Here is a 22,648-nt window from a genome sequence, read left to right as displayed (position 1 = left end):
CCGCGCCATGGACCTCGCCGGGACGCCCGTCCTCGTCGCCGGTGCCGGGGTGACCGGCAGGTCGGTCGCCCGCGCGCTCGCCGAGGCAGGCGCCGACGTCACGGTGACCGACGGCGACCCGACCCGGCTGTCGGAACTCGACGGCATCGGCGTCGCCCTCGCGGCGGGACTCACCTCGCCGCCCGAGGGCACCCGGCTCGTGGTGACCAGCCCCGGCTGGCGACCGACAGCCCCGTTGCTCACGGCGGCCGCGGCCGAGGGTATCGAGGTGATCGGCGACGTGGAGCTTGCCTGGCGTGTCGGGCAGGGGCTTTCCCGCCCGCCCACCTGGCTGGCGGTGACCGGCACCAACGGCAAGACCACGACCGTCGGCATGCTGGAGGCCATGCTCCTGGAGGCGGGTGCCAACGCGGTGGCGTGCGGCAACGTCGGCTTTGCCGTGCTCGACGCCGTGCTCGCCGGGCACGAGGTGCTGGCCGTGGAACTGTCCAGTTTCCAGCTGCACTGGTCGGCCACGCTCGCGCCGCTGGCTTCGGTGGTACTCAACGTCGCCGAAGACCACATCGACTGGCACGGCTCGCTTGCCGAGTACGCCGCGGCCAAGGGAAAGATCCATCGCCGTTCCGGCACGGTGGTGCACAATCTCGCCGACCCCTGGTCGCGCAGGCTCGCCGACGAGTTCGCCCCCGAGTCCGCGAGCCGGGTCGGGTTCGGCCACGGCGCACCCCGGGCAGGGGAACTCGGCGTGGTGGAGGGTTTGCTGGTCGACCGCGCCTTCGGCGCCGATCCCGAGCACGGTGCCGAGGAACTGGCGCACCTTGCCGACGTGCGCCCCGCAGGGCCGCACAACGTGGCCAACGCGTTGGCGGCGGCCGCGCTTGCCCGCGCCTGGGGCGTCGAACCTGACTCTGTGGGACGCGGGCTGCGGCGGTTTCGGCCGGGCGCGCACCGGGCCGTCGAGGTGGCCGAGGTCGAAGGAGTGCGCTACGTCGACGACTCCAAGGCCACCAACCCGCACGCGGCCGAGGGATCGCTGCTCGCGCACCCGAAGGTGGTGTGGATCGCGGGTGGTCAGCTCAAGGGCGCTTCGGTGGACGGACTCGTCGCCACCGTGGCAGGCAGGCTCCGCGGAGCGGTCCTCATGGGGGTCGATTCCGACGTTGTCGCCGCGGCCCTGGCGCGACACGCCCCGGATGTCCCGGTGCGGCGGGTGGGTTCGGGTGACGATGAGCCCATGGCCGTCGCGGTGAACGAGGCCCGTGCCCTGGCGATTCCCGGCGATACCGTGCTGCTCGCACCCGCCGCCGCGTCGCTGGACATGTTCCGTGACTACGCCGAGCGCGGCGACGCGTTCGCGGCGGCGGTGCGAACGCTGAGCAGTGACACACCGCGGGTGGCGGGCAGGAGTGACCGCTGAGGCGCCCGGACAGCGAAGGGGCGGACAGGTGACGTGGCTGAGCGTCGGAGCGGGCGCACCCGTGCACCGGCGGGGAAGGTGGCGTAGGCGGTGACGGGCGTCGACGCGCGCGAAGACCGGCGTCGTTCACCCCGGCGCACTCGGCAGCGCGCCGAGCGGGGATTCGCGGCGGTGCGCACCGCGTTGACCGCATGGCTTTCCCGGCCGCTCGCCGACTTCCACCTGATCCTCGCCATTTGCGGAACACTCGGCGTGATCGGCATCGTGATGGTGCTCTCGGCGTCGTCGGTGACGTCCTACAGCCCCGACAGCGACGGCAGCGTTTACGCGCTGTTCCAGAAGCACCTGATGTTCGTCGGCATCGGCGCGGTGGCGTTCTGGCTGGGCGTGCGGGTGCCGCTTCGGCGCATCCGCGGCCTTTCCTCGACCGCCATGGTGCTGTGCCTGACCCTGCTCGCGCTGGTGCTGACCCCGCTGGGTACCAACCTCAACGGCTCGCAGGGCTGGTTCCTGCTCGGACCGCTGTCGCTGCAGCCGGTCGAGGTGGCCAAGGTGGCGCTGGCGTTGTGGGGCGCGCACATCCTCGTGGTCAAGTACGACCTGCTGCACCAGTGGCGGCACCTGCTGGTGCCGGTGGTCCCTGCTGCGTTGCTGATGTTCGCGCTCGTCATGGCGCAACCCGACCTCGGTGGCACGATCACATTGGGCGTGGTGCTCATCGCGCTGCTGTGGTTCGCGGGCGCGCCCAAGCGACTGTTCGCCGTGGTGTTGCTCGGCGCCGTCGGCGGCGCGATCGCGCTGGCACTGGTGGCCGAGTATCGCTTCGACCGCATCATGTCGTTCCTCAACCCCGACGCCGACCCGCTGGGCAAGGGTCTGCAGGCCAACCAGGCGCTCTACGCACTGGCCGACGGCGGGCTCTTCGGCAAGGGACTCGGGCAGGGCCAGTCGAAGTGGATGTACCTGCCCAACGTGCAGCACGACTTCATCTTCGCGCTGATCGGCGAGGAACTGGGGTTTCTCGGCTGCCTCGTCGTGATCAGCCTGTTCGGCCTGCTGGCCTATGTCGGGCTGCGGATCGCCATGCGAAACCTGGACCCGTGGATCCGCATCGTGGCGAGCACGCTCACCACGTGGCTGGTCGCGCAGGCCGCGGTCAACATCGGCTACGTCGTCGGCCTGCTCCCGGTCACCGGCGTGACGCTGCCGATGATCTCCTACGGCGGCACCTCGCTCATCGTGACGATGCTGCTGTTCGGCATACTCGCCAACTGCGCGCGACACGAGCCGGAAGCGGTGGTGGCGCTGCGGACGCAGGGGCCAGGTAAGTTCGGACGCCTGATGCGGCTGCCCGCGCCGGACCCGTACCGGCCACCTCCCAAACGGCGAAGCACCGGGCGGGGCGCCAGGAGCGGGCGCCCAGCCGGGCGCGGCGCCCGCTCGGCGGCACCCGACCGCAGGCGAGCGGGCCGGGAGTACGGTCGACGGGGGACGCCGCGCGGTGGCACGAGAACGAAGGCGCCGACGCGGAGGGGTCGCAGATGATGAGCCTGACGAGCCGCTGGGATGGACGGACGTGACCGAGGAGAGGTCCGGCGACGCGACGGCGTCGCGGGAAGCAGCAGGCAGCGCGGCCGGGCACGCGCGCGGTAGTGGGCCGACCGTCGTGGTGGCGGGTGGCGGAACCGCGGGGCACATCGAGCCCGCGCTCGCCCTCGCCGACGCCGTGAAGCGGTTGCGGCCCGACGCCAACGTCGTCGCGCTCGGCACGCCCCGGGGCCTGGAGAACCAGCTGATACCCGCACGCGGCTACGGGCTGGAGCTGGTGCCGCCGGTGCCGTTGCCGCGCAAACCCACGATGGAGCTGCTGCGGCTGCCGCTGAAGGTGCGCGACTCGGTCAAGCGCACCAGGCAGGTCCTCGACCGCGTGGGAGCCGACGTCGTCGTCGGCTTCGGCGGCTACGTCGCGCTGCCCGCGTACCTCGCGGCCAGAGGCCGGATACCGATCGTGGTGCACGAGGCCAACAAGCACCCCGGACTGGCGAACAAGGTGGGCGCCCGGTTCGCGGCGAGGGTCGCGGTCGGGGTGCGGGGAACCCCGCTTCCGGGCGCGGAGGTGGTCGGCATACCGCTGCGCCGCACCATCACCACACTCGACCGGGCGGGGCTGCGAGCCCGTGCCAGGCAGCACTTCGGGCTGGACCCGGACGTGCCGGTGTTGCTGGTCTTCGGCGGCTCGCAGGGGGCTCGCTCGCTGAACACCGCCGTGTCCGGCGCGGCACGCGAACTCGCCGACGCCGGTGTCGGCGTGCTGCACGCCCACGGACCCAAGAACACGCTCGCGGTGCGGGAGTTCGACGGCGGCCCCGCCTACGTGCCGGTGCCGTATCTGGAACGTATGGACCTCGCCTACGCCGCCGCCGACCTGGTGTTGTGCCGATCCGGCGCGATGACGGTGGCCGAGGTGTCCGCCGTGGGGCTGCCTGCCGTGTTCGTGCCGCTGCCGCACGGCAACGGCGAGCAGGAACTCAACGCGCGCCCCGCCGTCGAGGCAGGCGCTGCGTTGCTCGTCGAGGACGAGCGGCTCAGCCCTGCGAAGGTGTCCGAACTCGTGGTACCGCTGGTGACCGACGCCGAACGGCTGGGCAAGATGAGCGCGGCCGCCGTCGGGCTCGGCCATCGCGAAGCCGACGAGGTGCTGGCCAGGATGGTGCTGGAGCAGGCAGGTTCGCACGCGAACGCGGGGGGAAACGAGGCCGGGGGACCATGACACCACAGACACCGGGAACACCACAGACACCGGGAACGGAGCGGACCGACCCGCCGCGGCTTCCCGAGCCGCTGCGGCGGGCGCACCTGATCGGCATCGGCGGTGCCGGGATGAGCGGCATCGCGCGCATCCTGCTGGCTCGCGGCGGGCGGGTTTCCGGCTCCGACGCCAAGGACTCAAGGGCGTTTCTGACCCTGCGTGCGCAGGGCGCCAGGATCGAGGTGGGCCAGCGGGCGAGCAATCTCGACGCGTTCGAGGGCGGCCCCACCGCCGTGGTCGTCTCCACCGCCATCAAGGAGACCAACCCCGAGCTCATCGCGGCACGGGAGCGTGGCATCACGGTGCTGCACAGGGCGCAGGCACTCGCCGAGCTCATGCGCGGTCATCGGGTGGCCTGTATCGCGGGAACCCACGGCAAGACGTCGACCACGTCGATGCTGACGGTGGCGCTGCAGCACTGCAGGCTCGACCCGTCCTTCGCCATCGGCGGCGACCTCAACGAGTCCGGCGCCAACGCCCACCACGGTGAGGGCGGGCTGTTCGTCGCGGAGGCCGACGAAAGCGACGGGTCGTTCCTGGCGTACGAGCCTTCGGTGGCCGTCGTGACCAACATCGAGCCCGATCACCTGGACCACCACGGTACCGAGGAGGCGTACGTGGCGGTGTTCGGCGAGTTCGTGCGCCGGATCGAGCCGCACGGCGCGCTCGTGGTCTGCTCCGACGACCCGGCGGCGGCGGCGCTGGCGGCACGCGCGGAGGCGGACGGGCTACGCGTGTTGCGCTACGGCCGCGAGGCAGGCGGTGAGCAGGACGCCCGCGTGCTGGACTACACGCCCGGTGAGGACGGCGGCAAGGTCCGCGTCGCGCTGCGCGGCGAGGAACTGGAAATGGCGGTCGCGGTGCCGGGCGAGCACATGGCGTTCAACGCGGTCGCCGCTCTGCTCGCGGGCGTCGAACTGGGTGCGCCGACCGACGGGCTGGTCGAGGGCCTCGCCGCCTTCGGCGGGGTGCGCAGGAGGTTCGAGTTCAAGGGCCGCGCCGCCGACGTCCGGGTCTACGACGACTACGCGCACCACCCCACGGAGGTGGCGGCGCAGCTGCGGGCGGTGCGCCAGGCAGCCGGGCTCGGCAGGGTGGTCGTGGTGTTCCAGCCGCACCTGTACTCGAGGACGGCGGCCTTCGCCTCGGAGTTCGCCGAGGCGCTGGGCCTCGCCGACGAGGTCGTGCTGGTGGACGTCTACGGTGCCAGGGAGGAGCCGGTGCCCGGGGTGACCGGCGAACTCATCGCCGAGCGGATCACCGGCGCGGCGGTGCACTACGAGCCCGCGTTCGACCGGGCCGCGGCGCTGGTCGCCGACCTGGTGAAGCCGGGAGACCTGCTGTTGACCATGGGCGCGGGCGACATCACGCAGCTCGGCCCCGAGATCCTCGCCGAACTCGACCGGCGCGCGGGCTGAGGAGCGACGCACCGTGGCCACCACCGGGCGACGCTCGCCGGGGCAGCGGCGACGGCGGACGGTGCCCTCACGCGACGCAGGCGAGCACGGCAACGCCAACGCGGGCGACACCGGACCCGACGAGGAGCCGGCACGGACGGAGCCGACCACCCGAGCGCGGCCCGCCGGGCCGTCCCGGCGTTCCCGGTCGGGCAAGTCGGGCAGGCCCAGGTCGGGTGGTTCGAACTCCGGCGGTCGGCCGTCTCGGCAACTGGTGCGGCAACGCAGGCAGGTACTCGCGCTGAGCGTGCTGACCGTGCTCACCATCGGTTACCTGCTGTACTTCACCGAACTGGTGGGGGTGCGCTCGGTGGAGGTGGTCGGCGCGAACGAGGTGCCCGCGGATCGGATTCGTGAGCTCGCGGCCGTACCCGCCGGGCAACCCATGTTGCGGGTGGACACCGACGAGGTCGCGATGCGGGTGAGCAGTCTGCCAACGGTGGCGTCGGTGGAGGTCTCGCGGTCCTGGCCGTCGACGATCGAGATCGCGGTCACCGAGCGAAGGCCGATCGGGTTCTACGACACCGGCCGGAAGCTGTACCTGGTGGACCGTGGCGGCTTCGTCTACAAGGAGATCGGCGAGCCGGTCCAGGGGCTGCCGAAGCTGGAGCTGTCGAAGGTGGGGCCCCACGACGCCGCCACCCGCTCCGTCGCGTCGGTGTTGGCCGACCTACCGCCGCAGCTGCGCGAGCAGGTGCGGTTCGCCAGGGCCGAGACACCCGGCAGCATCGAGCTGGCCCTCGCCGACGGCCGGATCGTGCGCTGGGGAGACGCCGAGCAGACCGGGCGCAAGGCGAAGGTGCTCGCCGTGTTGCTGACCAGGGCGGGCGAGGTGTACGACGTTTCCAGCCCCGAACTGCCCACAGTGTCCTGAGCATGTCCCGAGGTCCTGAACATGTCATGAGCATGCCCGAGGATCGCTGCCGGTTCGTCCGCGTGGCCGAGCGCGCGTGACACACATGTGTCGAATGACGTTCGCGACACTCGGCGTGGCTGCTGGATTCGTGGCCGCGCGATGCCTACCGTCCTGCAGCAACGTTGGTAGTTGACATAACTCTAACCCTCAACTTGAGGTCGAGGTTATCCGGGTGTCCCCGGTGAAGGTGCCGCCCGAGACGTCGACATCCAGCGCGAGGCAGGAACAGCACCACCACGATCAGGAAGGCGAGTCCGATGACGCCCCCGCACAATTACCTCGCGGTGATCAAGGTCGTCGGTATCGGCGGCGGCGGCGTGAACGCCGTGAACCGCATGATCGAGGTCGGCCTGAAGGGTGTCGAGTTCATCGCGGTGAACACCGACGCCCAAGCCCTGCTGATGTCCGACGCCGACGTGAAGCTCGACATCGGCAGGGAACTCACCCGAGGTCTCGGCGCGGGTGCCTCCCCCGAGGTGGGGCAGAAGGCCGCCGAGGACCACAGGGAAGAGATCGAGGAGGTCCTCAAGGGCGCCGACATGGTGTTCGTGACCGCCGGGGAGGGTGGCGGCACCGGTACCGGCGGCGCACCCGTTGTCGGCCAGATCGCCCGCAAGCTGGGCGCGCTGACGATAGGAGTCGTCACCCGGCCGTTCTCCTTCGAGGGCAAGCGAAGGGCACGGCAGGCCGAAGACGGCATCCAGGCGCTGCGCAACGAGTGCGACACGCTGATCGTGATCCCCAACGACCGACTGCTGCAGCTCGGCGACATCGGCGTCTCGTTGATGGACGCCTTCCGCTCCGCCGACGAGGTGTTGCTCTCCGGTGTGCAGGGCATCACCGACCTGATCACCACGCCCGGCCTGATCAACCTCGACTTCGCCGACGTGAAGAGTGTCATGTCGGGAGCGGGCAGCGCGCTGATGGGCATCGGTTCCGCGCGCGGCGAGGGCCGTGCCGTACAGGCCGCGGAGAAGGCCATCAACTCACCGCTGCTCGAGGCCTCGATGGACGGCGCGCACGGTGCCCTGCTGTCGATCGCGGGTGGCTCCGACCTGGGCCTGTTCGAGATCAACGAGGCGGCGTCGCTGGTGCAGGAATCCGCGCACCCCGAGGCGAACATCATCTTCGGCACCATCATCGACGACTCCCTCGGCGACGAGGTTCGCGTGACGGTCATCGCGGCCGGCTTCGATGCCGGTGCGCCCACGCACAAGAAGCTCGATCCCGGTACCTTCGGCAGCCGCGGCTCCACCACCACCGCCGAGGCGGGCCAGGTCGGTGGCGGGCACACCGCGTCGGGGCAGCACCGGCTCTCCGGAACGGCGGCCGAGCCGGACCCGGGTGCGCCGACCTCGCCGATGCCCCGCACGCAGCACGCCGGGACAGCCGGCACGCCGCAGTCCGGTTCGCTGCCGCCCCAGCAGGGCACGAGCGGCCGCGGCTACCAGCAACCCTCGACGCAACGCGGCCAGGGCAGCCTGCCGGGCAGGGCGTTCCCGGTGAGCGACGACCCCTCCGACGACGACGTGGACGTCCCACCCTTCATGCGCCGCTGAACCGGCCGAGTCCAGCCGGGAGCCCGGGAGGGCCCTCGGCGTGGTACTAGTGGGTCAGCACGATGAAGGGGTTCTCGGTTGCGCATCAGGCGGATCGTCACGACCAGGGAAGGCGGCGTCTCGAAGCCGCCGTTCGACTCGTTCAACCTCGGCGACCACGTCGGAGACGACCCCGCCGCCGTCGCGGCGAACCGGCGCCGCCTCGCCGCCGAACTCGGCCTTTCCCAACACGATCTCGCCTGGATGGAACAGGTCCACGGCCGTACGGCGACGATCGTGGACGGCACCGAGCAAGCCCCGGCCGAGGCGACCGACGCGCTCGTGACCGACCGACCGGGCATCGCGTTGGTCGCGTTGGTCGCCGACTGCGTGCCGGTGCTGCTCGGTGACCCGGTGGCCGGTGTGGTGGCCGCAGTGCACGCGGGCAGGGTGGGGGCACGGGTCGGTGTGGTGCCGTCGGCGATCGAGGCGATGCGCTCGGTCGGCGCCGAGCCGCACCGGATGGAGGCGTTACTCGGCCCCGCCGTCTGCGGTGCGTGCTACGAGGTGCCCCAGGAGATGGTCGACGACGTGGAGGCACACCTGCCCGGCAGCGCCTGCCGCAGCCGTAGCGGGACACCGGCGCTGGACCTGCGCGCCGGGTTGTGGCGCCAGCTCGCCGACCTCGGGGTCGGCAGGATCGGCGTCGACCCGAGGTGCACCGTCGAGGACCCCACCCTGTTCAGCCACCGGCGGCAGCAGCCGACGGGGAGGCTGGCCGCGATCACCTGGTTGGAGGAGTGACGGTGCGGCGCGAGGCCGAACTCGCCGACGCGCTGGCCGCCGTCCGCGACCGCATCGCCAAGGCCTGCGCCGCGGCGAACCGGTCACCCGATGAGGTGCGATTGCTCGCCGTGACCAAGACCTTTCCCGCCGCCGACGCGGCGCTGCTCGCCGACCTCGGCGTCACCGACCTCGCGGAGAACCGTGACCAGGAGGCAGGCGCGAAGGCACGCGAGGTGGCGCGGCTGCGCCCCGGGGCGGCGATCCGCTGGCACATGGTCGGGCGGCTGCAGCGCAACAAGGCCCGTTCCGTGGCGCGGTGGGCGCAGGAGGTGCAGTCGGTGGACTCGCCGCGCCTGGTGGCCGCGCTCGCTCGCGCGATGCGGGCGGCGCTGGACGCGGGCGAGGCGCAGCGGCCACTGGACGTGTTGCTCCAAGCCAGCCTGGACAACGATCCCTCACGGGGCGGGTGCCCGCTCGATGAGCTTGCTGAGCTGGCCGATCAGGTCACCCACAACAGTGAGATTCTGCACTTGCGGGGCCTCATGGCCGTCGCGCCGCTCGGCGCCGATCCGGCGCCCGCGTTCGAACGGCTGGCGCGCGCCGCCGAGCGCCTTCGCGCGAACCACCCGCAGGCCACCGAGTTGTCCGCCGGGATGAGCGGCGACCTGGAGGCCGCGATCGCGCATGGCTCGACCTGTGTGCGTGTCGGAACCGCGCTGCTCGGGCGTCGCGGTCTAGCCTCGCCGTAGAGAGGTTGACCACGACGACTTTCGTCGGTGCGACCGAGCGTCAACGGTGGGGACCGCTATCGCGGAGGGCGAGGGAGTGGCATGAGCGCGCTGCAGAAGCTGAAGGCCTACTTCGGAATGGTCCCTGCCGAAGACGACTACGACTACGAGTACGACGACCGGCGCGGCGGCTACTCCGACGACGACTACGACGGCTACGGCGAGCGCTCCTACAAGGAGACGCAGCCACGCAGGCCACGGCCGCGCTACCACGTGATGGACGAGTTCGACGACCCGGAGCCCCCGCCCCCGCGTACCCGCCGCCGGGTGGAGGCCTCGGAGCCGCCCGTGCACGGCTCGCTGGCGGTCGATCGTCAACCCGATCCGGTGGCCAGGCTGCGGCCGGCCTCCGAGCCTGCCCGCCAGCCCGCGCGTGACCCGTTGAGCCGCATCATCACGCTGCACCCGACCAGCTACGTCGAGGCGCGGGAGATCGGTGAGGCGTACCGGGACGGCACCCCGGTGATCATCAACCTCACCGAGATGGAGAACGCCGACGCCAAGCGTCTCGTCGACTTCGCCGCGGGCCTGGCCTTCGCGCTGCGCGGCTCGATGGACAAGGTCACCAACAAGGTGTTCTTGCTCTCACCCCCCGACGTGGATGTGACCGCGGAGGACCGCAGGCGCATCGCCGAGGGCGGCTTGTTCCTACGGCACTGATCCCCCGTTCGGACGTGTGGCAGAGTGGAGCTGTGGAAGCGGTCCGCTTGATCCTGTACTGGCTGCTCTTCGCCTTCTGGCTGCTGCTGATGGCGCGCATCGTGGTGGAGCTCGTCAGAGCGTTCGCCCGCGACTGGCGTCCGGCGGGCGGAGTTGCGGTGACGCTCGAGACCATCTACACAGTGACCGACCCACCCGTTCGACTCGTCCGTCGGATTATTCCGATCATGCGGATCGGCGGCGTCGGGCTGGACCTATCGATTATGGTGCTGCTGTTGGTTGTGTTCATACTGATGCAACTGGCGTATCCCGGGTAACGGGGAATCGGGGATGCGTCCGGCAGGCCATGGAGTGCGTGAGGTGATCTGATGTCGTTGACCCCTGCTGACGTGCATAACGTCGCGTTCAGCAAGCCTCCAATCGGCAAGCGGGGCTATAACGAGGACGAGGTGGACGCCTTCCTCGACCTGGTGGAGACCGAGCTTGCGCGGTTGATTGAGGACAATAACGAGCTGCGGCAGCAGGTCGAACAGCTCGATGCCGAGTTGGAATCGACTCGTAGCGAGCTGGAGTCCGCCAAGGCCGCGGGCGCACAGCAGCACATCCCCCGCGACGAGACTCCGTCGCGCAGGCTGGCGCCCGTGCCCCCGCCGACCTCGGCCATGGAGCAGACCCAGACCCACGGGTTCATGGGCGACAGCGGCGAGCCCAACGTGCAGGCCGCGAAGGTGCTGGGGCTGGCACAGGAGATGGCCGACCGGCTCACCGCCGAGGCCAAGACCGAGTCGGACAGCATGCTCGCAGAGGCGAGGACCAAGTCCGAGCAGTTGCTCTCCGACGCCAGGTCGAAGGCCGACTCCATGGTCAACGAGGCGCGTACCCGCGCGGAGACCATGCTCAACGACGCACGCACCAGGGCGGAGACGCTGGAGCGGCAGGCGCGCGAGAAGGCGACCAACATGGATCGCGAGGCGCAGCGCAAGTACACCGAGACGATGAACAACCTCAACACCGAGAAGAGCTCGCTCAACAAGAAGATCGAGGAGCTGCGCACGATCGAGCGCGAGTACCGTACGCGCCTGCGCGGGTTCCTCGAGTCACAGTTGCGCGAACTCGACGACCGTGGCTCCGCCGCACCCGCGTCCGCCTCCTCCGGCTCCAGCCAGTCGAGCACGAGCGGCGGGAGCAGCACCGGCCAGGGCTACTCGTTCGGTCCAAGGGCCGAGGCAGGCTGAGTTCAGCCGGGTCCGGCTGAGGCAGGTCCGGCCACTCAGGTCACCGAGGTGCACTGAGGTCGCTGTGGTCGCTGTCCTCTGACGGACTGGTTGTCCGGTCGATGTCACGCATCGGTACGGTTCCGACACTCGCTGGAGGGTCGGAGCCGTTCCTGCTCGGTTTCGTGTTGTAATTCACCGTGCTCTACATCGTCCTCATCCTGGTACTCGCCGCGCTCGGGCTGGTGGTCGCCGCGCTCGTGACGGCAAACTCCCTCTGGGCGTGGATCTCCATCGGGTTGTCCGTGCTGGCGGGTGCTTTGCTCGTCGTCGACTGGTGGCGCAGGAGGTCGGCGGCGGTCACCGAGTCCGGCTCGTCGGAGGCCGCCGAAGCCGACGGTGAAGGGGACGGCGAGCCCACCTCGACGGAGGAGGGCAAGCCGGAACCGGCCGCCGAGTCGGCAGTGGGGTCGGAAGGGGCTTCCGCGGCCGAGCCGACCGCCACAACGACCGGCACGGCACGAGCTCCACGCACGGGCACCGTGGAGGAGCGCGACGGCGAGCCCGCCGAGGAGGAGACCGACGCCGCGGACCTGCTCGTGGTCTCCGAGATGGACGCCGAGGTACTCGTCGTGGACGAACACCCGCGCTACCACCTCTCGGGATGCGACTGGTTGCAGGCGAGGGCCACCATTCCGCTCGCCGTCAAGGAGGCCCGCGAGTTGGGCTTCACCCCGTGCGCGCGGTGCGGGCCGGACGCCACGCTCGCGTCCCGGCGCCGGGGCAAGCGCACCTTCCGCAAGTAGCACGGGTCCGGTCACCAACGGTTGCCAGTGACCCGTTAATCTGGGCAGTACAAGGCGACGATCCGGCCATCACCGGGGAGCTTCCGGAAGAACGGGCGACAGCCTCAGTAGAACCGGACGGCAGCGGCCCGTCACAGCCGTCGAACGAGAGGTCCACGCCCTGGGCGTGGGCAAGCGGGGTGGTACCGCGGAACGCGCGCGGAAGAGGCGCCGTGTCGTCCCCGTGTGGGCTCGCGTACGCGAGCCCGTGCGAGACAGCCGAACCGCGAGGAGCGCACCCCGATGTACCCCAAGGCTTCCTTCGGCGCGCAGCCCGCCGACCAGGTGCCCGCCCAGCCGTCGTTTCCCGCGCTGGAGAAGGATGTGCTCGGCTACTGGGAGGCCGACGGGACCTTCGCCGCCACCGTGGAGGCCCGCGAGCCGGGCACCAACGGAAGTAACGAGTACGTCTTCTACGACGGCCCACCCTTCGCCAACGGGCTGCCGCACTACGGGCACCTGCTCACCGGGTACGTCAAGGACATCGTGCCCCGCTACCAGACCATGCGCGGCAGGCGGGTCGAGCGTCGCTTCGGTTGGGACACCCACGGGCTTCCCGCCGAACTGGAGGCCGAGCGCCAGCTGGGCATCACGGACAAGTCGCAGATCGACGACATGGGCATCGCCGAGTTCAACCAGGCGTGCCGGGAATCGGTGCTGCGCTACACCGGCGAGTGGCGGGAGTACGTCACCCGGCAGGCGCGCTGGGTCGACTTCGACCACGACTACAAGACGCTCGACGTCACCTACATGGAGTCGGTGATCTGGGCGTTCAAGCAACTGTGGGACAAGGGCCTCGTTTACGAGGGCTACCGGGTGCTGCCGTACTGCTGGCGCGACGAGACTCCGCTTTCCAACCACGAACTGCGCATGGACGAGGACGTCTACGCGAGCAGGCAGGACCCCGCTGTCACCATCGGCTATCGCGTCGAGGGCAACGACAACGAACTCGACGGCGCCTACCTGCTGATCTGGACGACGACCCCGTGGACGGTGCCGTCGAACCTCGCCACCGCCGTGCACCCCGACGTCGACTACGTGCTCGTGGAGCAGGAGGGCTCGGGCGAGCGGTTCCTGCTCGCTCAGGCCCGGCTGGCCGCCTACGCCAAGGAACTCGGCGAGCAACCCCGTGTGCTGGGCAGTTACAACGGAGCCGACCTGCTCGGTACCCGGTACGCCCCGCCGTTCCCGTACTTCGTGGGCCACGAGAACGCTCACCGGGTGCTCGCCGCCGACTACGTCACCACCGACGACGGCACCGGCATCGTCCACATCGCGCCCGCCTACGGTGAGGAGGACAAGGCCGTCACCGACGCGGCGGGCATCACCCCGGTGACGCCGGTGGACTCCAAGGGCCGGTTCGACGCGCAGGTGCCCGACTACGAGGGCCAGAACGTCTTCGACGCCAACGCCAACATCATCAAGGATCTGAAGAACGGCACCGGCTCGGCCGCGCGGCAAGGTGCGATCCTGCTGCGTCACGAGACCTACGAACACTCCTACCCGCACTGCTGGCGCTGCCGCAACCCGCTCATCTACCGGGCGGTGTCGTCGTGGTTCGTGGCGGTGACCGAGTTCAAGGACCGTATGGTCGAGCTGAACCAGCAGATCACCTGGTACCCCGAGCACGTCAAGGACGGCCAGTTCGGCAAGTGGCTGGAGAACGCCAGGGACTGGTCGATCTCGCGCAACCGTTACTGGGGCACGCCGATCCCGGTGTGGATCAGCGACGACCCGAACTACCCGCGTGTGGACGTGTACGGGTCGCTGGACGAGCTGGAGCGCGACTTCGGGGTGCGGCCCACCGATCTGCACCGCCCGCACATCGACGAGCTCACCCGGCCCAACCCCGACGACCCGACGGGGAACTCGACCATGCGCCGGGTGCCCGACGTGCTGGACGTGTGGTTCGACTCCGGTTCGATGCCGTTCGCCCAGGTGCACTACCCGTTCTCCAACGCCGACTGGTTCGAGCACCACTACCCGGGCGACTTCATCGTCGAGTACATCGGCCAGACCCGTGGCTGGTTCTACACGCTGCACGTGCTGGCTACCGCGCTGTTCGACCGTCCCGCGTTTCGCACCTGCGTCTCGCACGGCATCGTGCTCGGCTCCGACGGGCAGAAGATGTCGAAGTCGCTGCGCAACTACCCGGACGTCACGGAGGTGTTCGACCGTGACGGTTCCGACGCGATGCGCTGGTACCTCATGGCCAGCCCCATCCTGCGCGGCGGCAACCTGATCGTCACGGAGAAGGGCATCAGGGACGCGGTGCGTCAGGCCGTGCTCCCGTTGTGGAACTCCTACTACTTCCTGGCCCTGTACGCGCGGGCGGAGGGCGTCGAGGGCCGGGTGCGCACCGACTCGGCGCACGTGCTCGACCGCTACATCCTCGCCAAGACCCACGAGCTGGTCACCGACGTCGGGGCCGCGCTCGACAACTACGACATCGCCGAGAGCTGCGCGCTGGTCCGCAATTTCCTCGAGGTGCTCACCAACTGGTACGTGCGCCGCTCGCGGGACCGGTTCTGGCAGGGCGAGCGAGACGCGATCGACACGCTGCACACGGTGCTGGAGGTCGTGTGCCGTACGGCGGCGCCGCTGCTGCCACTCACCACGGAGGCCGTGTGGCGTGGACTGACCGGAGGGCGATCGGTGCACCTGACCGACTGGCCGCTGGTCGACGAGTTGCCCGCGGACGCCGCGCTGGTGACGGCGATGGACCGGGTGCGGCAGGTGTGCTCCTCGGCGCTGTCGCTGCGCAAGGCCAACAAGCTGAGGGTGCGGCTGCCGCTGGCGAAGCTGCTGGTGGCGGCCGAGGACGCGGAGCCGCTGCGCCCGTTCACCGACATCATCCGCGACGAGGTGAACGTCAAGTCGGTGGAGCTGACCACCGATGTCGCCGCGCACGGGGAGTTCGAGGTCGCCGTGAACGCCAGGGCCGCTGGGCCGAGGCTCGGCAAGGACGTGCAGCGCGTGATCAAGGCCGTCAAGGCGGGCGAGTGGACAACCAGCCCGGACGGCGCCGTGGTGGCCGCCGGTGTGGAACTGCTGGACGGCGAGTACGAGCGCAGGCTCGTGGCCAAGGACCGGGGCGCGGCCGCCGAGTTGCCCGGCGGTTCGGGGCTCGTGCTGCTCGAAACCGAGGTGACGGCCGAACTCGCGCGGGAAGGCCTGGCACGTGACCTGGTGCGGGTGGTGCAGCAGGCGCGCAGGGACGCCTCGCTCGACATCGCCGACCGCATCGTGCTCACGGTGGACGCCCCTGCCGACGTCGCCGAGGCCGTGCGTGCCCACGAGGCGTTCGTCGCGGGGGAGACGCTGGCCGCGGACGTTTCCTACGCCCCGGTCGCGGACGGGTTCTCCGGCGCCGTCGGCGACGGCGTCAAGGTCACCGTCGCCGTGGCGAAACGGTAGCGCCCGGCACCTCGGACACGGTTACCGCGTATGGGACAGTCTGCGGTTCGCGGTGCGGGTCAAGCCCGGTGCCAAGCGCGACGCCGTGGGCGGGGTGTGGGACGGCGCTCTCGGCGAGGCGCTCGTGGTGTCGGTGCGGGCCCGCGCCGTCGACGGTGCCGCCAACGATGCCCTGTGCCGGGTGCTCGCGGCCGCGTTCGCCGTTCGTCCGCGCGACGTGGCCGTGGTGAAGGGACTGCGTTCCAGGGACAAGGTGGTCGAGGTACGTGGCGCGCCGGAGGGGTCGCAGGACCGGGTCGGCGCGCTCAGAAACTCTATTGTGGATAGCTGAACGAGGCTGAGACGCGGGAGGTGACATGGACGACCTTCCCGTGATCCTCGGTGCCGGTGCCGTCGTCCTACTCGCCTCCGTGGTCGCGGTTCGGTTGTCGATCCGGCTCGGCCTGCCGTCACTGCTGCTGTACCTCGGTATCGGCGTCCTCATCGGAGAGGCCGGTTTCGGCGTCGAGTTCGACAATCCCACGCTGACCCAGAGCCTCGGTCTCGCGGCGCTGGTGATGATCCTCACCGAAGGTGGGATCACCACCCGATGGTCGGACATCAGACCGGTGCTCGGGCCCGGCATCGCACTGTCCACAGTGGCGGTCGGTGTCACCGTCGCGGTCACCGGTGCCGCGCTGCACTGGCTGTTCCAACTGGAGTGGCGGACGGCGCTGCTGTGGGGTGCCGTGCTCGCCTCGACCGACGCGGCCGCGGTGTTCTCCGTGTTGCGCACAGCGGGCATCGGTAAGCGGCTGTCCGGAATCCTCGAACTCGAGTCCGGCCTCAACGACGCGCCCACCTACATCGCGGTGGTGCTGCTGGCCACCGGTAGCACCGTCGACTGGACGGTGCCGCTGCGGGTGATCTACCAGCTACTGGCCGGAGCGCTGATCGGGCTGGCACTCGGCTGGCTCGGCGCGTGGGCGTTGCGCAGGGCCGCGTTGCCCGCCACCGGGCTCTACCCGCTGGCCGCCGTGGCGGTGTGCGTGGCCGCCTTCTCCTCTGCTCAGCTCGCGCTGGCCTCGGGCCTGCTCGCCACCTACGTGGCGGGCGTCGTGCTCGGCAACGCGCGGCTTCCGCACCGTTCCGACACGCTCTCCTTCGCCGAAGGGCTGGGCTGGCTGGCCCAGATCGGCCTGTTCGTGCTGCTCGGGTTGTTCGCCTCGCCCAGCAGGCTGCTCGACGCCGTGGTACCCGGGCTGGTGGCGGGAGCGGTGGTGCTGCTCGTGGCAAGGCCGGTTTCGGTGGTGCTTTCGGTCGCAGGCTTCCGGGTGCCGTGGCGCGAACAGGTGTTCCTGTCGTGGGCAGGGCTTCGCGGTGCCGTGCCGATCGTGCTGGCCACCATTCCGCTGGCGGAGGGGATCGCGGGCGCGCAGCGGCTCGTCGACGCCGTTTTCGTGCTGGTGATCGTGTTCACCCTCGTGCAGGCAGCGTTGCTGACGCCGCTGGCGAAGCTGCTGGGGGTCGCCAAACCCTCCGAGCCCAGGGAACTGGAGGTTGACGCCGCGCCGCTGGACGAACTGGGAGCGGTGCTGCTGCAGGTCCGCATCCAGCAGGGCTCGCGGCTGCACGGTGTGTACCTGGCCGAGTTGCGGTTGCCCTCCGGGGCCGGGGTCAGCCTGGTGGTGCGAAGGGGTGCCGGATTCACCCCGCAGGACACCACCAGGCTGCAGGAGGCGGATCAGCTGCTCGTGGTCACCACCCAGCGGGCGAGGGAGGCCACCGAGCGCAGGCTGCGGGCGGTATCCCGCGCGGGCCCGATCGCGAAGTGGCGGGGCGAGTCGGGAGACTGACCCACCGGTGCTGCCTGCGAGGCCGGTGGCGCGGCAGTGGACAATGGAGCGGTGAGCGCAGAGCAGCAGCCGGAATCCACTGCCGCGGCCGAACAGTCGCAGTCCGACCCGCCGAAACGGCGCGTCGTGCTGCTGGCCGTGGTAGCCGTGCTCGCCTACGCCGTCGACCTGATCACCAAGATCGTCGCGACGGCGACGCTCGAGGGAGAGCCGCCGCTGCGCATCCTCGGCGGCGCGGTGTACCTGCAGCTGGTGCGCAATCCGTACGCCGCGTTCGGCATGGATTTCGGGGGTACCTGGATTCTCGCGCTCGTCGCCATCGCGGTGGCGGCGGCGATCATCTGGTTCGCCAGGCGGCTGCGCTCGCCGGGTTGGGCCGTCGGGCTCGGCCTGATCCTGGCTGGTGCACTGGGCAACCTCACCGACCGCGTGTTCCGCGCGCCCGCGCCGTTGCAGGGGCATGTGGTCGACTTCGTCTCCGTGTTCGCGCCCAACGGCGAATTCTTCCCCGTGTTCAACGCGGCGGACTCGGCGATCACGGTCGGCGCGGCCGTCGTCGTGCTGCTCGCCGTGCTCGGCAGGGACTACGACGGCACGCGGGTGCGTAGGTCCAGGCACCCGGAGGAGCGTTCGTGAGCACACGGATGCTGCCCGTACCGGAGGGGCTCGACGGTATGCGGGTGGACGCCGGGCTGGCCAGGCTGCTCGGGCTGTCCCGCACCGTGGTCGCCGAGTTGGCCGAGTCGGGTGAGGTGCTGCTCGACGGCCGGCCTGCGGGTAAGTCCGACCGGCTCGCCGCGGGCGGGTTGCTGGAGGTCCGGCTACCGGAGCCGGAGCAGCCCGCGGCAGTGGTCGCCGAACCGGTCGAAGGCATGCGGGTGCTCCACGACGACGAGGACATCGTGGTGGTCGACAAGCCCGTCGGGGTCGCGGTGCATCCCAGCCCCGGCTGGACCGGACCGACGGTGGTGGGCGGCCTGGCAGCCGCGGGCCTGCGCATGTCCACCTCCGGCGCCGCCGAGCGGCAGGGCGTGGTACACCGGCTGGACGCGGGCACCACGGGCGTGCTGGTGGTGGCCAAGAGCGAGCACGCCTACACGGTGCTGAAACGGGCGTTCAAGGAACGGAGCGTTCTCAAGGGCTACCACGCGCTCGTGCAGGGGCATCCGGATCCGACCAAGGGCACCATCGACGCGCCCATCGACCGGCACCCGCGCCACGACTACAAGTTCGCCGTCGTGGCGGGTGGCAGGCCGTCGGTGACGCACTACGAGGTGATCGAGGCGTTCCGAGCGGCTTCGCTGGTTGATATCCAGCTGGAAACCGGGCGGACCCACCAGATCCGCGTGCATTTCGCGGCACTGCGGCACCCGTGTGTCGGCGACCTGACCTACGGCGCCGATCCGGTGCTTGCCCGCAAACTGGGGCTGACCCGGCAGTGGCTGCACGCCCGCACGCTTGGTTTCGCACACCCCGCCGACGGCCGGTGGGTGGAGTTCAGCAGCGAATACCCCGCCGACCTGGCGGCCGCGCTCGAGACGTTGCGGGCGCAGGCCTGACGTCAGGTCTCGATCGACCAGGTCAGCGAGCGTTCGTCGGGTTCCGGTCGGGGACTCCACCGCACCGACACGACACGCAGCCCCTCGGCCACCACGTAGACGGTGTGGCCACCGCTGGTCTCGCCGGGTGCTACGCCGATCTTGTGCGGTGGGCGCGATGTCAGTGACACGGGCGCCTTGGTGATCGCCTTGCCGTCCGCGGTGATCAGTTCGAGATAGTTGTCCGGCAGCGAGGCGAACGGGACCTTTCCTTCGTTGGTCACCTCGGTGTGCACGACGATCGCCCGCTCACCAGCCTCGAGCCGGTAACCGGCGGCGCCGAAGAGGAAGTCGGCGGGGTCTTGCACCTCCAGCAGTTGGATCGCGAGTTGCTCGCCTTCCAGACCCTGGGTGTGCAGCACGTCGCCCGCGCGGCCGGTGCGAGCCGACGGTGTCCCGCCGGACGGGGCCGGCCGCTGGTCACCACGTGCCCACAGCGCACTCTGCGGGGGACCCCACGTGCTCATGGCCGGATCCGGCGGCTGCGCGAGCTGCGGTGGCTGCGGTGGCTGCGGTGGCTGCGGGAACTGTGGTGGCTGCGGGGACTGTGGTGCCTGCGGGGACGGCACCGGGTGGGGGTGCGGTGACTTCGGCGGATGCGCCGGCGGCCCGGCCGGGTGCCCCGCGGGGACACCAGGAGGTGCGTAAGGACCGCTCGGCGCTCCCTGCACCGGATAGGCGCCGCTCGGCATGCCTCGCACCTGGTAGGCGCCACTTGGCGTGCCCTGCACCGGATAGGCACCGCTGTGGGTGCCGTGGACCTGCCCGGGCTGAGCATGGCCTCCGGGGCCGTGGATCGGTGAGTTCGCCAGCGCGGCACGTAGCCCGTTGGGATCGCTTTCGACCCCGACCAGTAGCGGAAGCCCGGCAGCGGAGAGATTCACCAGCCGGTAGGCGACTTCCCTGGGATCCATGCCCAACCTTGCCGCGAGTTCGTGCACCGCGGCCTTGCCCACCTCGGCGAGCGCGGCGAGCAGGCGTGCGTCGACGGGATCAGTCACGGCCACGGTTCGAAGCGTAGCCGGACAGTAGGCTGTCGCCATGACCGCTGTCACCGCGCTGGCCGACGAGTTCATCGAGTTCCTGTTCGACGTCGATCCGCTGTGGCCTGCCGTGCTCGGCATGGAGTCGAGCCGCACGGGTCTGGGCGACGTGAGCGAGCAGGCCGAGCGGGCACAGCGTGGCGCCCTGGAGCGGTTCGTGCAGCGTGCGCGGGCCCTGCGGCCCGAGCAACCGAAGGAGCGCACCACACTCGACGTGCTGGTCAACCAGGCGGGCGCACGTATCGACGAGATCGACACGCGACTCGTCGAGTTCACGATCAGCGATCTGTTCGTCTCCCCCGCGGCGGGCCTGCTCACCCTGCTGCCGATGATCGGTGTCAGCGACCCCGAACAGGGCAGGGCCCATCTGGAGCGGCTCGCCGCGATCCCGCGGTATCTCGACCGGGTGGCCGACCGGCACCGAGCGGGAGTGGCGGCGGGGCGGTTGCCCGTCGCTCACCTCGTGCGAGCCGCGAGCGAGCACCTCGGCCGCTATCTGGCTGAACCGGCCGACGACCCGCTGCTGCGCCAGCAGGCGCCCGACGAGGAGTTCGCGAAGCGGCGTGCCGATCTGCTGACTGACGTGGTGCGTCCGGCCTTCGCGCGCTACCGGGACGTGCTCGACAGTGAGATCGCGCCGCACGGCAGGTCGCAGGAGCGGCCCGGCATGTGCTACCTGCCGGACGGTGACCGCGGCTACGCCGCGCTGGTGCGAGTCCACACCACCACGGACCGCTCCCCCGAGGAGTTGCACGCGACCGGGCTGGAACTGATCGAGGCGTTGGCGGGGGAGTATGCCGAGATCGGCGAGCGGGTGTTCGGCACGAGCGACCTGGCCGAGATCTTCGCCAGGCTGCGCACCGATCCGGGCTTGCGGTGGAACAGCGCGGAGGAGTTGCTGGACACGGCCCGCTCGGCGATCACCCGCGCCGAAGCGGCCGCGCCACAGTGGTTCGGTCGCATCCCGCCGCAGCCGTGTGTCGTCGAGCCCGTTCCCGCCGCGGAGGCGCCCGGCGCGCCCGCCGCCTACTACCTGTGGCCGTCGGCGGACGGGTCGCGGCCCGGGACCTACTTCGCGAACACCCACCAGGTCACCGACCGGTTCCGGCACACTGCGGAGGCGATCGCCTTCCACGAGGCCGTGCCGGGACACCACTTCCAGCTCAGCACCGCGCTGGGGCTGTCGGACCTGCCGCTGCTGCGCAGGGTCGGCAACTTCAACGCCTACACCGAGGGCTGGGGTTTGTACTCCGAACGGCTCGCGCACGAGATGGGCCTTTACTCCGACGACGTGGCGCTGCTGGGGATGCTGAGCACCGACTCGATGCGGGCGGGCAGGCTGGTGGTGGACACCGGACTGCACGCCAAGGGCTGGAGCAGGCAGCAGGCCATCGACTTCCTCGACAGCAACACCCCGATGCCACATGTCGAGATCGTCGCGGAGGTCGACCGCTACATCGCGCACCCGGCGCAGGCCCTGTCCTACATGGTGGGCAGGCTGGAGATCCAGCGGCTGCGGGCCGAGGCGCAGCGGGCGCTGGGGCAGCGATTCGACGTCCGCGCCTTCCACGACCTGGTGTTGGGCGAGGGCGCGCTGCCGCTGTCGGTGCTGGCCGACGTGGTGAGCGCCTGGGTCGGGGCTACCGCTTCGAGGTGAGCCGGGCCGACACCAGGATCGACTCCGGGTGCCGCGCGCCGGGGTCCGCGTGGCCGGGCGCGGTGAGCAGTCGCAGGTCCGGGTGGCGGGTGTGGGCTCGTGCCTTGGCGACCGCGGATTCGGCGGGCAGCCGCTCGATGCCGAAGACGGTGAACACGGCCGTGCTGCCATCGGCCCGTCCCACCGCGACCTTGTCGCCGGGGCGCAGTTCGGCCAGCCGGAGGAACACCGCGCGCTCGTAGGCGAAACGCACATGCCCGATGAGCACCGACGCTCCCCGCTCACCGGGTGTTCTGGTTTCCTCGATCCAGCCGACGGCGCGGGCATGGCCGGGCACCTCGGTGACGCCGGAGGGTGAACGACGGAGTTCGATCACCGAGTCGGTGTCGACGTCGATGGCGGGGATGCGCAGCCGCACCGGGATTCCGGGTGGAAGTGGGTCGTGTGCCGGTGGTGGCGCCGCCGAGGCCAGTGTCTCGGTGCCTGTGCCCGCCGCTTCGGAGCCGGACGTGACATCGGTTGGCTCTCCCATCGCGCCGGACCGTGCGAGCGAGATACCGGTGAGCACCGCCGCGAGGGTTATCGCGACGGCCGCCGCGGCCGCGCCAAGCCGTCCCGTGTCGTCGGCGTGCTTGTCCGCGGTCATCGCCACCTGTCACCGCCTGCGC

At 70.6% G+C, this 22,648-nt stretch carries 20 protein-coding genes; 18 read left to right on the top strand and 2 right to left on the bottom strand.

What is annotated here, in order from left to right:
* Window positions 1–7: 7 nt before the first annotated feature.
* The 17 genes from murD (at window position 8) to SACMADRAFT_RS18090 (ending at window position 19,241) form a co-directional block, all read left to right on the top strand.
* Window positions 8–1,417: a UDP-N-acetylmuramoyl-L-alanine--D-glutamate ligase gene (gene murD, locus SACMADRAFT_RS18170; protein ID WP_009155295.1), complete on the top strand. Its 1,410-nt coding sequence runs from the start codon at window positions 8–10 to the stop codon at window positions 1,415–1,417.
* Between the two features lie 90 nt (window positions 1,418–1,507).
* Window positions 1,508–2,962, top strand: coding sequence for a putative lipid II flippase FtsW (gene ftsW / locus SACMADRAFT_RS18165; protein ID WP_009155294.1), 1,455 nt, complete (start codon window positions 1,508–1,510; stop codon window positions 2,960–2,962).
* Window positions 2,963–3,083: 121 nt separating this feature from the next.
* Window positions 3,084–4,187 (top strand): undecaprenyldiphospho-muramoylpentapeptide beta-N-acetylglucosaminyltransferase, encoded by a 1,104-nt coding sequence (gene murG, locus SACMADRAFT_RS18160; RefSeq protein ID WP_232285625.1) that lies wholly within the window; start codon window positions 3,084–3,086, stop codon window positions 4,185–4,187.
* On the top strand, window positions 4,184–5,644 hold the full coding sequence (gene murC, locus SACMADRAFT_RS18155; protein ID WP_009155292.1) for a UDP-N-acetylmuramate--L-alanine ligase: 1,461 nt from the start codon (window positions 4,184–4,186) through the stop codon (window positions 5,642–5,644). The genes murG and murC overlap by 4 nt, the downstream gene beginning before the upstream one ends.
* A 13-nt stretch (window positions 5,645–5,657) precedes the next feature.
* Window positions 5,658–6,557, top strand: coding sequence for a cell division protein FtsQ/DivIB (locus SACMADRAFT_RS18150; RefSeq protein ID WP_009155291.1), 900 nt, complete (start codon window positions 5,658–5,660; stop codon window positions 6,555–6,557).
* A gap of 299 nt (window positions 6,558–6,856) precedes the next feature.
* Window positions 6,857–8,158, top strand: coding sequence for a cell division protein FtsZ (ftsZ, locus tag SACMADRAFT_RS18145; protein WP_009155290.1), 1,302 nt, complete (start codon window positions 6,857–6,859; stop codon window positions 8,156–8,158).
* Between the two features lie 78 nt (window positions 8,159–8,236).
* Entirely contained in the window at window positions 8,237–8,941 is a 705-nt protein-coding gene (gene pgeF, locus SACMADRAFT_RS18140; protein WP_009155289.1) for a peptidoglycan editing factor PgeF, read from the top strand.
* Window positions 8,938–9,672, top strand: a complete 735-nt coding sequence (locus tag SACMADRAFT_RS18135; protein WP_040925758.1) for a YggS family pyridoxal phosphate-dependent enzyme — start codon at window positions 8,938–8,940, stop codon at window positions 9,670–9,672. The genes pgeF and SACMADRAFT_RS18135 overlap by 4 nt, the downstream gene beginning before the upstream one ends.
* Before the next feature lie 81 nt (window positions 9,673–9,753).
* A complete protein-coding gene (locus tag SACMADRAFT_RS18130; protein WP_009155287.1) occupies window positions 9,754–10,371 on the top strand; it encodes a cell division protein SepF in 618 nt (205 codons plus the stop codon).
* A gap of 32 nt (window positions 10,372–10,403) precedes the next feature.
* The gene (locus SACMADRAFT_RS18125; RefSeq protein WP_009155286.1) at window positions 10,404–10,688 is read left to right on the top strand and encodes a YggT family protein; all 285 of its coding nucleotides are present in this window, start codon (window positions 10,404–10,406) and stop codon (window positions 10,686–10,688) included.
* A 51-nt stretch (window positions 10,689–10,739) separates the two neighbouring features.
* Window positions 10,740–11,606: a DivIVA-like cell division protein Wag31 gene (gene wag31 / locus SACMADRAFT_RS18120; protein WP_009155285.1), complete on the top strand. Its 867-nt coding sequence runs from the start codon at window positions 10,740–10,742 to the stop codon at window positions 11,604–11,606.
* 179 nt (window positions 11,607–11,785) lie between these two features.
* Window positions 11,786–12,391, top strand: a complete 606-nt coding sequence (locus tag SACMADRAFT_RS18115; protein ID WP_009155284.1) for a hypothetical protein — start codon at window positions 11,786–11,788, stop codon at window positions 12,389–12,391.
* A gap of 282 nt (window positions 12,392–12,673) precedes the next feature.
* Window positions 12,674–15,847 (top strand): isoleucine--tRNA ligase, encoded by a 3,174-nt coding sequence (ileS, locus tag SACMADRAFT_RS18110; RefSeq protein ID WP_009155283.1) that lies wholly within the window; start codon window positions 12,674–12,676, stop codon window positions 15,845–15,847.
* Window positions 15,848–15,887: 40 nt separating this feature from the next.
* Window positions 15,888–16,178 (top strand): DUF167 domain-containing protein, encoded by a 291-nt coding sequence (locus SACMADRAFT_RS18105; protein ID WP_040926564.1) that lies wholly within the window; start codon window positions 15,888–15,890, stop codon window positions 16,176–16,178.
* 25 nt (window positions 16,179–16,203) lie between these two features.
* A complete protein-coding gene (locus tag SACMADRAFT_RS18100; RefSeq protein ID WP_009155281.1) occupies window positions 16,204–17,682 on the top strand; it encodes a potassium/proton antiporter in 1,479 nt (492 codons plus the stop codon).
* 51 nt (window positions 17,683–17,733) lie between these two features.
* Window positions 17,734–18,318 carry a signal peptidase II gene (gene lspA, locus SACMADRAFT_RS18095; RefSeq protein WP_009155280.1) on the top strand — a complete coding sequence of 195 codons (585 nt, stop codon included), beginning with the start codon at window positions 17,734–17,736 and terminating at the stop codon, window positions 18,316–18,318.
* Window positions 18,315–19,241 (top strand): RluA family pseudouridine synthase, encoded by a 927-nt coding sequence (locus SACMADRAFT_RS18090; RefSeq protein ID WP_009155279.1) that lies wholly within the window; start codon window positions 18,315–18,317, stop codon window positions 19,239–19,241. Before lspA ends, SACMADRAFT_RS18090 begins: the two co-directional genes overlap by 4 nt.
* Window positions 19,242–19,243: 2 nt before the next feature.
* Here the strand turns inward: SACMADRAFT_RS18090 and SACMADRAFT_RS18085 are convergent, their stop codons facing one another.
* Complete coding sequence (locus SACMADRAFT_RS18085; RefSeq protein WP_009155278.1) at window positions 19,244–20,287, bottom strand: AsnC family protein; 1,044 nt, start codon at window positions 20,285–20,287, stop codon at window positions 19,244–19,246.
* A gap of 34 nt (window positions 20,288–20,321) precedes the next feature.
* Here SACMADRAFT_RS18085 and SACMADRAFT_RS18080 point away from each other — a divergent pair, with 34 nt between their 5' ends.
* Window positions 20,322–21,980 (top strand): DUF885 domain-containing protein, encoded by a 1,659-nt coding sequence (locus tag SACMADRAFT_RS18080; protein ID WP_009155277.1) that lies wholly within the window; start codon window positions 20,322–20,324, stop codon window positions 21,978–21,980.
* Here SACMADRAFT_RS18080 and SACMADRAFT_RS18075 read toward each other — a convergent pair.
* Window positions 21,964–22,626, bottom strand: a complete 663-nt coding sequence (locus SACMADRAFT_RS18075) for a sortase domain-containing protein (protein WP_009155276.1) — start codon at window positions 22,624–22,626, stop codon at window positions 21,964–21,966. The genes SACMADRAFT_RS18080 and SACMADRAFT_RS18075 overlap by 17 nt on opposite strands.
* Window positions 22,627–22,648 lie beyond the last annotated feature (22 nt).

The organism is Saccharomonospora marina XMU15 (assembly GCF_000244955.1).
In the GTDB taxonomy this organism is placed as follows: Bacteria; Actinomycetota; Actinomycetes; order Mycobacteriales; family Pseudonocardiaceae; genus Saccharomonospora_A; species Saccharomonospora_A marina.
Note: the sequence above shows the minus strand (reverse complement) of the source record. Positions and strands in the feature narration are given on the sequence as shown.